The organism is Lactobacillus sp. UMNPBX17 (assembly GCF_002553735.1).
GTDB lineage: Bacteria > Bacillota > Bacilli > Lactobacillales > Lactobacillaceae > Lactobacillus > Lactobacillus gallinarum.
The window spans coordinates 1-11018 of the sequence record NZ_PCYT01000055.1 but is presented as its reverse complement, the minus strand read 5'-3'; the positions used below and the strand labels follow the sequence as shown (position 1 = coordinate 11018).

The following is an 11018-nucleotide window of genomic DNA, read 5'->3' as shown; positions in this document are numbered from 1 at the left end:
ATTAGATAAAATCTATCAAACAGCGTAAGTGTTCAATTTATTATTGCAATTTACGATTATTATTTTCTAAATAAGACTGCCAAACTTTCATGCCGTATCTAGCTGATAAAGAAGATATTTCATGAGTACGTAATCCAGGATATTAAGGATCTTCAGATAGCGATTTTAATGCTTTTCCCCATTTTTTGTATAAAACTGTATCTTTTTTACTAATTGAACCATTCCGATAACTTACCTGTAATTCCTGCCATAATTCAGCCATCTGGGGAATACCCATTTTGATTTTAAACCGCATTCTAAAAATCTGATAAGTCTACTGGAGCAGACACTTTTCCTTTCTCAAAGTTTGCAATAGATTCATCCATTACTTCCAGAGCCTTATTTGAAACATCTTTTGGCTTAACCAATTCTCTAGGTTCTAAAACTAAACATCCATTATCATATTCCTTAACATCATAATATTTAAATTTAGATTTACGTAATGTTATTCTCTTTTTACTATCTGTATGAGCAATGTAATTATTAACGACTTGCATAATTAAGCCCTCTCTTTCCGTGGGATTTCCCACTAATATTATATCATATTTACGCTAGTCAAAAAAAAGCAGTCATTAAATGGCTGCTTCATATAATATTTCTATTTCCCCAAATTAACAAAAGTATTAAAATTCATGTAGTGATAATGAACTCGCATGTTTGACACTTCAAACGGCGTTCCATCATCTAAAAAGAAAATACCTTCCATAACACCAACTGGCTCATTTTCTTTTAAATGCATCTGCTTTTGATCTTCAGCATTCGAAGGCTCAACTGTAATATTCAAAAATGCCTTAGTTACAGTTTTGCTTTGTTCATCTTCCAAATAATTAAATAAAGAGCTCTGCAACGTTTCAGGCTTCAATTCCGGCATAATTTTAATAGGTAAATAACCTGTTTCAATCAAAAATGGCTGTTCATCGAGTAAACGCAGGCGCTTGAATTCATAAACAAAAGCATTTTCATTTAAAAATAAGTCTTCCGCAATTTCTTTGGTAGCTTTAATCACCTGAAAATCTAACAGTTTTATTTGCTGCTTTTTACCAGGCACCTTAAAACTATCAGTGATTCCCAAGTTCGAGCCGTCATAACGAAACATCGCCTGATTTTTCAAATACAGTGGATTAATAAACGTGCCACTACCTCGCTTTTTAAAAACGATCCCTTGTTGGGCCAATAATTCTAGGGCTCGTTTCATCGATGAACGACTAACGTCATAATGCTTAGCTAAACTACGCTCATCGGGAATCCGCATCCCATTATATTTATTATTTAAAATATTTTGTTTAATATCCTGCATTACTGTCCGATAAACATAATCTGCCATTATTCTCTTCCTTGATCAGAATTTTTAATACTATCAATAAACCACTTTGAAAATTGCTCTAGATCTACATCTGTTGCAATTTCTGCATTAGCATGTTCTTGATCCATAAAGTTAATTACACTTGCACCATATGTAAATTGACCGCGCAATTCAATCTCTACGTTAGCCTTTTTCAAGGTAAACATTTCTGGATGAAGCAAAATGCCCACAGCCGTTGGATCATAAATCTTAATACGAGGATCACCATCTGGCTCATGAATATGTGAAAATAGTGAGTAAAGCATGTTGCCGACTTCACCACATTCCTTTACCTTGCTCATTTGATCTTGGGTTAAATGAGCCTTATTGCCGATTTCAAGCGGCGCCACCTTAATTGGTAAACCGCTGTGGAAAACAACTTGAGCAGCTTCAGGATCTCCCGCAATATTGTATTCAGCAAGTGGACTGTGATTGCCGCGACCGATGTTACCGCCCATGATGACGATTTGATCAATATTTTTCTTTACTTCAGGATATTGTTTAAAAAGCAAAGCATAGTCAGTTAACGGTCCAATTCCAAGTAAAGTAACTTTTTCAGGACTATTCTTAATTTCTTCAGCCATCACAGTTGCAGCAAGGCCTGGCTTAACCAAACTGCGATCTGCTTCTTCAAAATCAAAGCCAGCGATACCAGTTTTACCATGTACTGATGCGGCACTAATCATTGGTGCAACTAATGGTTGATTAGCCCCCACTACTACGGGAACCTTGGTGTGCAAAAACTTTTCTAAATTCAAAGTATTTTGCAAAGTATATTCAAGTTGAACATTTCCCCAGGTTGGCACGATCATTCTGACATCAAGTTCTTTAGCAAAAAGGCTGATCGTCATTGCTGCAATATCGTCAATTCCTGGATCTGTACTAATAATTAAAGGTTTCTTATTCATAAATTCTACCTCTTCTAAGCGTATTAAGTATATTTATAATAACAAAAAACCGACCAAATAAAAAAGTGGTTCGATCTAATCTAACTGAAAAAAGCCTAGCTTGGCTAGACTTTTTTCAGTTACTTTTTAGTTTGTTTCTTAGGTTTAATTCGCTTAATATAGCTTTCTTGATGCTTGCCTAAGATCAATGGTACTCGTTCTACCACTGTATCTGCATACTCTAAACCAAACCAAGAAGCTGGGTTAGAAGATAGATTTTGCAGCCAGACTCTAGCCTCGACCATAAACTTCTCATAACCAGTCAATTTAGTTAATGGACTAATTGCATCATTAACAATGACGAAGGAGAAGTCACCTACATCTCTACCAGGAGTAGTAGTGAATCTTTGTAGTTGAGCCTCAATAGTACCATCTGCAATCAATTCATGAACAATTTGCCGTAAGTAGACGTTAACGCTAGTTTGCTTTCTAAAACCTAGATAAAGCTGAACGTTGATTACGTTCTTAGTACCGTACGTATTTACTGCATATTCTGCGGTATATGGTTCGTTTGTTACATTGACAGTAACAAACCAATAGGCTTTAGCACGTTTAGGTCTTTTATCCAAAATTGAATAAAGTATCTCACGCTTAATGAACTTATTATACGCGTGGTGCTAGTTAAATCGTTCTAGACAATATGCCATATTATAGGTCAAAATGGCTATTTCTAGCCGCTGTTGAAAGCCTGCTAGATTCCTTGCTCGGTTGTTTTCAGTATTGTAATAGCTAAGCAAGAAAAAGTCGCTTTCAATCGTTCTCCTAATTGCCATTAATTAGTGATCGTTATGCTTTTTAGAGCCTTTCATATTTTTGCGATATGGCGTCCAAAGCACATATCCCATACGCTCGTCTCTTTGGCATCATGTACCGACGCCTTAGTAACTGCGTAATCAAGCAGATAGCCATCATCACTCACTATCGCGTGGACCTTGAAGCCATAATAGTAGACTTTTTTGGTGGCTTTATAGCCAATATCGGCTATGCCACGGAAAATTTTAACGCGATAATTGCGAACAGGCTGACAAACTGGAACAGGAAAACTGTCAATAATCAAAAATTCTCCAGCAACCCTTACTTCTTTATTCCAAGCTTGACGGATACAGCGAATTAAAGGCAGGAGCATCCGAGCTCGCCGATTAAAGCGAGAATGAGACAAGCCAACAAAGAATTTACAAAATCTTCGTTGAGACTCAATCCCAATTTCAGTTTGCCAAATGAGCATCGCTAAGATAGAGCTGTCAGAAAGCTTGGTACGATCAACATTTTTGCGATGTTTAAGCTTATCGGGAGCATAGAGTTTATACAGAGAGCGGCAGATTACATTTAAGCGACTAAAACTAACTTGTAAATGGTGAGAGAAACGATTAAGCTTGAGGTAGTTCAATTAGATCAGACTCTTTTCTATTAATCTAAGTTACAGCTTGAGTCTAATCCGATTGGACTTTTTTGATAACTAAAACGATTTAACTAGCACCACGCGTTTGCAGATCAGTAAAACTAGTTGGATCATTGATAGCAATAATCTCCTCACTGATTTGCGGATACAGCCTGCAGACTACACTATACGGAAAAATTATTGATAGAGCTAAATCTTGTTCTCCAGAACGATTTCTAATCGAATGTATTTCCTGAGAATTAACAATAAAGATTTTTCCAGGCTTAGTGTTATATTTTTTACCGCTAATTTGAAAATTATCGATGTTTCCTCTTATCGTATAGCTAAGTTCAATCCCACGATGCCAATGCGGAGCAATATAAAACGGAATTTTATTGTCATGAAAAACGAAATACCATACGTTTAACGGATCGGTAGGAATTACTACTTCGTGAAGATTCTTTTCAGACATTATAGTTTTTCACCATTAACGTGTAGCAACAAGTTGTATAAAGCTCCAAATAAATTTGCATCATTCTTAAATTTAGCTTCAACAATCTTAGGACGAGTCAAAGTCATCTTGTACATTGGCATTTGATCCAAAAATTGATCATATGCACGATTGATTTCTTCAACTAGAATCGGTTGCGCTGAGATTCCACCACCAATCGCAATTGTTGTCAAATCTACTACTGATTGGATATTAACAATGATGCCAACCACATCCCAGCAATAGGAACGTAGTATTTTCAAAGCTTGCTCATTGCCCGAATTGATAGCTTCAAAAGCAGCTAAGCCATCAGTTTCATCCTCATTGCCGATCGCTTTAATGACCTGGCTAACCATGCGAACTGCCGAGCCCATAGTTCCAGCAATATCATCAAAACCCATTTCTTTGGCCATCTTTAAAACCATGAAGCTCAATTCACCGGCTTGGAAGTGAGCACCATTTAATAAGCGACCATTCACAATTATTCCGCCACCTACTCCTGAACCAAGAGTAATAGCAGCACAATTTTGCAAGTCCTTCAAATTTCCTAGCCAATTTTCAGCCAAAACACTAGCCTTGCCATCATTTATTACTGCGACTGGAATGTTGAGATCCTTATATATTTCTGAAAAATCAATCCCATCAAGAAATGGCAATGCGCCACCGAAATGAATCTTCGTGTATTCAATTTTACCTGGTGCACAAAAAGCTAGACCCTTGATATCTTTTTCAGCGTAATTTTTAACTACTTGATCAACTGTCGTCAAGAACTTTTCTTTTTCATGTGGTGATTTTGTTTTGCCCTTTTCAATAATATTGCCGGCATTGTCTAACAAAGCATATTTTAAGTTAGTCCCACCAATATCAATACTTAGATAATTTTTCATCTCATATGTATTCGCTTTCATTATCATTACCACAATTGTACTCAAAGCTCAAAAAGCAAACAAGCCAAATATTGATCATAATTTGGCTTGTTTGACATTATTTAGTTTAAAATTTTACGCTTCTTTTCTAGTTTGTTGGCTGATTAAAGCAAAATCAAGATGACGATAAGCATTCAATAAAACTATGGTACTTAAGAACCAAGTAGCCGGATAAATCCAGTTGGCCATCCGAATATCCTGGAAAAATGGCTTGGTACCTAATAAAACTGCTAACCTTACTACAACCCAGCAAAGCATCATTGCTAACATTGGGATCGTCGCTTTCCCTGCACCACGCATTACTGAAGCAATTAAATGCGTAATCGCAACCAAGAAAAAGAAGAAACCACAAACTCTTGCACGCCCAACACCAAAGGCGACGACCGAAGGCGTCGGATCAAATAGCGCGATCAGTTGCGGCGCAAAGGTAAATACGCTTAAGCCGATTATTTCCGCAATCAGCACTGCCAAAATCACTCCAAACCGAACACCCTCTTTAATTCGCTTAATTTTTCCGGCACCAAGGTTTTGCGCCACAAACGTCGTCAAAGCTAAAGTGAAACTAGTTACTGGTAGAAAAGCAAAACCCTCAACGCGAGTATAGGCCCCGATTCCTGCAACTGCATGTGCACCAAACATGTTGATATATGATTGAATAACCACATTAGACACGGAAATTAACGAATTCTGTAATCCTGATGGTAAACCATAATCAATCGTCAGCTTCAACATCGGCCGATATATTTTAAGATGGCGCAGATCTACCCGACTTGGACCTTTTAGCTTACGCAATTTATTATAAGCAAGACAAGCAGAAAATGTTTGTGCTATTACTGTAGCCAAAGCTGAAAAGCCAACGCTTAAATGAAGCCAATAGATAAAAATAATGTCAAAAGCAATATTTACTACTGATGAGGCAATTAGGTAATACAAAGGACCCTTACTATCACCATTGGCTTGAAGGATACTAATAAAAGTGTTGTACATAACAAAGCCCATTGATCCCAAAAAGTATACTCGTAAGAATTCTACTGATTCAGGCATAATGCTTTTTGGCGTTCCCATTAATATCAGAATTTGTGGAGTCAACACTACACCAATGATTATCAACAAAAAGCCACAAATAAAGCCCACAGCAACCACTGTAGCCACTGCTTCGCGTGTGTGTTGATCAATTTTAGCACCAATACATTGTGCTATTACTACTCCTGCACCCATCGCTAGTCCTTGGAATAACCCGATTAGCAACATGATCAAACTTCCAGACGATGAAACTGCAGCTAAAGCATTCGACCCAATTACATTACCAACTACCAACGAATCGGCAGCACTATACATTTGTTGGAATAAATTTCCCAAAAATAGTGGAATTGCAAATTTAATTATCTGACTTCGATATGAGCCTTCAGTCATTACAATCGCGTCATTATCCACCTAATTCCCCCTTACTTATCCAAACCGTTAAATAAATATCATCTTAACTTATAATTTAATTAAATCACAGGGAAAACAACTATACAAACAGTGACTTGGTTCTCCAAGTACCATGATGCCACCGGTAGATCATCAACATTGCGCGCAAACTTTCATCGATCGCATATGCAATCCATACACCTACTAACCCCATATGAAAGACAATTGCCAATAAATATGAAAATGGCAAGCTAATTAGCCATAGCACAGTTAAACTACATGCAAGCGGAAATCTAACATCCCCACTCGCATTTAATGATCCTACCAAAGTCATATTAACCGCTCTTGCTGCTTCAAGAATAATTTCGACCAAGAAAACCCAGCGTGCCAATTCAATGATTTCAGGTTTATTTGTATAAATATGCATAATTGGCGTAATAAAAATAAAGGTCACGATTGAAATTGAAGTTGAAATTCCCACATTTTGTACCATTGACCGAAAGCCTCTTTGATATGCTCCTTCGAAATCTTTTGCGCCAACAGTACGACCAATAACAATTTGATTTCCTTGACATAAGGCTGAAGCCGTTAAAAATACAAATTGGGTAATCGCTGAAACATACGATTTGGTAATCAATACATTAGTTCCTAAAGTAGCAACAATCATTGTGACTACCACTTGAGCCCCAGAATAAGAGACTGATTCACCTGATGAAGGTAATCCTAACTTAAGAATTTGTTTTAAAAATGGTATCGAAAACCGTTTGAAGTTAACTTTTAACACATTGAACTTCACATATCGCTTAACTAAATAAATTGCTACAATCCCCGCACAAAATTGGCCAAAGATACCTGAGATTGCAATCCCTCTAACGCCAAAATTAGGTAAGCCGAATGGTGAGAACAGCACCAAATAATTCCCACAAACCGCAAGAATATTAGCGATAGTTGGCACAATCAAAGCTTGCAAGGTTAAACCATGCGTTCTCAAGCAGGCTAACATGACAGAATTTAACGCCAAAATAATCGTTCCTGCTCCGTACAGCTGCATATAAGGGATCGCAATTGCAATTACATCATCTGGAATGTTCAAGAAGCGTAACAGAGGATATGGCAAAAGAATAAAAATAGCTCCTAAAAGCAAACCAATTCCAATTGCTCCAAAGATTGCTGTATTCATTACCTTAGGAATCTCTTTGTGTTTTTTTGGCACCAAGAAATTGCGCAATCATGATTTGTGTACCTACCGTTACAAACCCATAAACATTATATGACAAGCCAAAAAATTGGTTGCAGGCACCAACAGCAGCTACAGCCACTTCATCAAAGTGAGAAATCATCCATACATTGACGTTTCCCACCATCACATTGAAGAGAAATTCAATAAAAATTGGCCAGCTTAGAATGATTAATTCTTTGTCTGATCGGTTTAAAAGCTTCATGGCAATACCTAACCTTTCAAAATAAAATTGAAACCGTTTTATTCGATTTGTACATATTTTATTCTATACACATAAAAGGTAAAGACAAAAGCTATACTTTTTTCAATTAATCTTGATATCTGAAATTTAGTCCCAAGCTAATTCATAAACCTTATTTGAAACAGTTTTATTTTTACCGTTAACATTAGCATGGTATGCAACAGTTAAGTAACCGTGATTCTCATCAATGATTTGGATACTTTCAACTTCACTATGTTCACCTGAAATATCTAATCCACCAAATGCACTTAAATTTACATTTTCCCATTGAGATTGGTCATTACGAGCATAAAATGGAATCTTTACAATTTCCTTGTGATAGTATGACCATGAACCATTACTTAAACTTGGTGATTTTTGACTAGTAATATAAATATTACCAGAATTATCTAGATCACGCGTGGTGCTAGTTAAATCGTTCTAGACAATATGCCATATTATAAGCTAAAATAGCTATTTCTAGCCGCTGTTGAAAGCCTACTGGACTTCTTGCTCGATTATTCTCAGCGTTGTAATAACTAAGCAAAGAAAAGTCGCTTTCAATGCTTCTTCTAATTGCCATCAATTGATGATCATTATGCCTTCTAGCTCCTTGCATATTTTTACGATATGGCATCCAAAGCACATATCCCATGCGCTTTAGATTAGTAGCTAGATTTTTGCCTAAATAACCTTCATCTCCTAAAAGATAATGGTTGGCTGGATGAGCATCGATCATCAATTCTACTGTCTCTTTGGCATCATGTACTGACGCTTTAGTAACTGCATAGTTAAGCAGATAGCCATCATCGCTTACTATTGCGTGGACCTTGAAGCCATAATAATAGACTTTCTTGGTTGCTTTATAACCAATATCAGCTACGCCCCGAAAGATCTTGACACGATAATTGCGAACAGGCTGGCAAACTGGCACTGGGAAACTATCAATAATCAAAAATTCTCCAGCTGTCTTTACTTCTTGATTCCAAGCCTGACGGATACAACGAATTAGAGGCAAGAGCATCCGAGCTCGCCGATTAAAGCGAGAATGAGACAAGCCAACAAAGAATTTACAAAATCTTCGTTGAGACTCAATCCCAATTTCAGTTTGCCAAATGAGCATCGCTAAGATAGAACTATCAGGAAGCTTGGTCTGATCAACATTTTTACGATGTTTAAGTCCATCAGGCGCATAAAGCTTATATAGCGAGCGACAAATCACATTTAACCGATTAAAACTAACTTGTAAATGGTGAGAAAAACGCTTAAGCTTGAGATAGTTCAATTAGATCAGACTCTTTTCTATTTAAATTACTTACAACTTGAGTCTAGTCTAATTGGACTTTTTTATTAACTAAAACGATTTAACTAGCACCACGCGTACTTATTATACTTAACCTTTGCCATATAAACAACATTAGTGGCATAAACAGGGTAATCTTCGCAGTGGCTTAAATCTGTCAGCATTTCTGTATACTCGTCTAAACGAACGTAAGCATTCTTAGCTTCACGCTTATCACGAATCTTATTTCCATAAAACCAAACATACATGATTGCCAAGATAAAGCCAGCAATTAAAACAGTTACGTAACCGCCATGTAAGAATTTAGTCAAACTGGAGATTAAGAACATCCCTTCAATAAAAGCAAATGCAATCAAAAAGATCACACGTAAGTAAAGTGGTTTGCCTTTTTTACCCAAGTATTCAAACAATAATATTGTAGTCATCAACATAGTGACAGTAATTGCCAAACCATATGCTGCTTCCATGTGGTGTGAAGTTCTGAATAAGAACACAATTGCTACAGTTACCACACAGATCATTTTGTTAATTGATGGAATATAAATTTGTCCTTTTTCAGTTGAAGGATAAATAATATTCATTCTTGGTAAAAACTTTAAACTGCTGGCCTCAGCGACCAAAGTAAACGATCCAGTAATCAATGCCTGGGAAGCAATGATAGCTGCGATCGTAGCCAAGGCAATGGCAAAAAGACGCAAATTGCTAGGAACAACTTCAAAGAATGGATTGAAGTCACCATTACCAGCATGATAGCTAGCATTATGCAAAATCCAAGCGCCTTGGCCTAGGTAGTTTAATGAAAGACAAACAAATATATATGGCCAAGAGCCCATAATATTCGCTTTACCTACGTGTCCAACATCCGAATATAACGCTTCAGCACCAGTAGTAGCCAAGAAGACAGAACCCAAAATTAGGATCCCGACTTTATTAGCTGGACTAAACAAAATTCGAATAGCATAAATGGGATTAATCGCTTCCAAAAGACTCCAATCATGGCTCAAGTTAACAATGCCAACTACTCCTAAAAAGGTAAACCATACCAGCATAATTGGACCAAATGCTTTACCAATAACGCTGGTTCCCATCCTCTGAATTGAGAATAGAATTACCAAAATGATGATAGTAATCATAATTACAACTTCTTGAGAAGGAACCGGAATCACATCACCAAAGCGCATATTCTTTAACCCTTCAATCGAAGTGGTAACGGTCACTGCTGGTGTCAAAGTACCATCGGCAAGCAGAGCTGCACCACCAATCAGAGCCGGGATAACCAGCCACTTGGCTCTTTTTCTAACTAAAGCATAAAGAGAGAAGATTCCTCCTTCGCCATGATTAGTTGCCTTCAAAGCAATCATGACATATTTGACAGTAGTCAACAAAGTTACTGTCCAAAGAATTAACGAGATTGAACCAACGATCAATTCTCGATTAACGTTGGCAATCCCGCCATTTTCAGTCACAATTGATTTCATTACATATAACGGACTTGTTCCAATATCACCATACACAATACCTATGGCGATCAACAATCCCGCAAAACTCATCTTTTGCTTTTTAGTAATTTTATTCATGTCTAATAATCCTCTACAACACTTAAAAATAAAATCTTCACTAGAATAGATAATTAATCCAGTGTTTACAATAAAAATATATTTTTAAGAAACTGTCAAATCTTTTGTGTAAATAGATCTTTCTCGTAAATTGATTTTTTAAT

Annotated in this window: 8 protein-coding genes and 5 pseudogenes; all 13 read right to left on the bottom strand. The window is 36.8% G+C overall.

What is annotated here, in order from left to right; genetic code table 11:
• Positions 1-142: 142 nt before the first annotated feature.
• Complete coding sequence (locus CP368_RS08100; RefSeq protein ID WP_199161336.1) at positions 143-295, bottom strand: hypothetical protein; 153 nt, start codon at positions 293-295, stop codon at positions 143-145.
• Between the two features lies 1 nt (position 296).
• Complete coding sequence (locus CP368_RS08095; protein ID WP_025005444.1) at positions 297-536, bottom strand: hypothetical protein; 240 nt, start codon at positions 534-536, stop codon at positions 297-299.
• Between the two features lie 101 nt (positions 537-637).
• Complete coding sequence (locus CP368_RS08090; RefSeq protein ID WP_025005443.1) at positions 638-1363, bottom strand: GntR family transcriptional regulator; 726 nt, start codon at positions 1361-1363, stop codon at positions 638-640.
• Positions 1363-2289, bottom strand: coding sequence for a nucleoside hydrolase (locus tag CP368_RS08085; protein ID WP_087175924.1), 927 nt, complete (start codon positions 2287-2289; stop codon positions 1363-1365). Before CP368_RS08085 ends, CP368_RS08090 begins: the two co-directional genes overlap by 1 nt.
• Before the next feature lie 119 nt (positions 2290-2408).
• Positions 2409-2936: pseudogene (locus CP368_RS08080) on the bottom strand (potassium transporter Kup); the annotation flags it as partial.
• 9 nt (positions 2937-2945) lie between these two features.
• Positions 2946-3715: pseudogene (locus CP368_RS08075) on the bottom strand (IS982 family transposase).
• Positions 3716-3794: 79 nt separating this feature from the next.
• The gene (locus tag CP368_RS08070) at positions 3795-4178 is read right to left on the bottom strand and encodes a cupin domain-containing protein (protein WP_061205015.1); all 384 of its coding nucleotides are present in this window, start codon (positions 4176-4178) and stop codon (positions 3795-3797) included.
• Positions 4178-5083, bottom strand: a complete 906-nt coding sequence (locus tag CP368_RS08065; protein WP_013682702.1) for an ROK family protein — start codon at positions 5081-5083, stop codon at positions 4178-4180. Before CP368_RS08065 ends, CP368_RS08070 begins: the two co-directional genes overlap by 1 nt.
• A gap of 114 nt (positions 5084-5197) precedes the next feature.
• The gene (locus CP368_RS08060) at positions 5198-6556 is read right to left on the bottom strand and encodes an MATE family efflux transporter (protein ID WP_012845486.1); all 1359 of its coding nucleotides are present in this window, start codon (positions 6554-6556) and stop codon (positions 5198-5200) included.
• Positions 6557-6635: 79 nt separating this feature from the next.
• Positions 6636-7977 (bottom strand): annotated as a pseudogene (locus tag CP368_RS08055) (MATE family efflux transporter).
• 126 nt (positions 7978-8103) lie between these two features.
• Positions 8104-8400 (bottom strand): annotated as a pseudogene (locus CP368_RS08050) (helveticin J family class III bacteriocin); the annotation flags it as partial.
• Positions 8401-8422: 22 nt separating this feature from the next.
• A complete protein-coding gene (locus tag CP368_RS08045; RefSeq protein WP_013682704.1) occupies positions 8423-9280 on the bottom strand; it encodes an IS982 family transposase in 858 nt (285 codons plus the stop codon).
• A 95-nt stretch (positions 9281-9375) separates the two neighbouring features.
• A pseudogene (locus CP368_RS08040) lies at positions 9376-10875 on the bottom strand (KUP/HAK/KT family potassium transporter); the annotation flags it as partial.
• Positions 10876-11018: the final 143 nt, after the last annotated feature.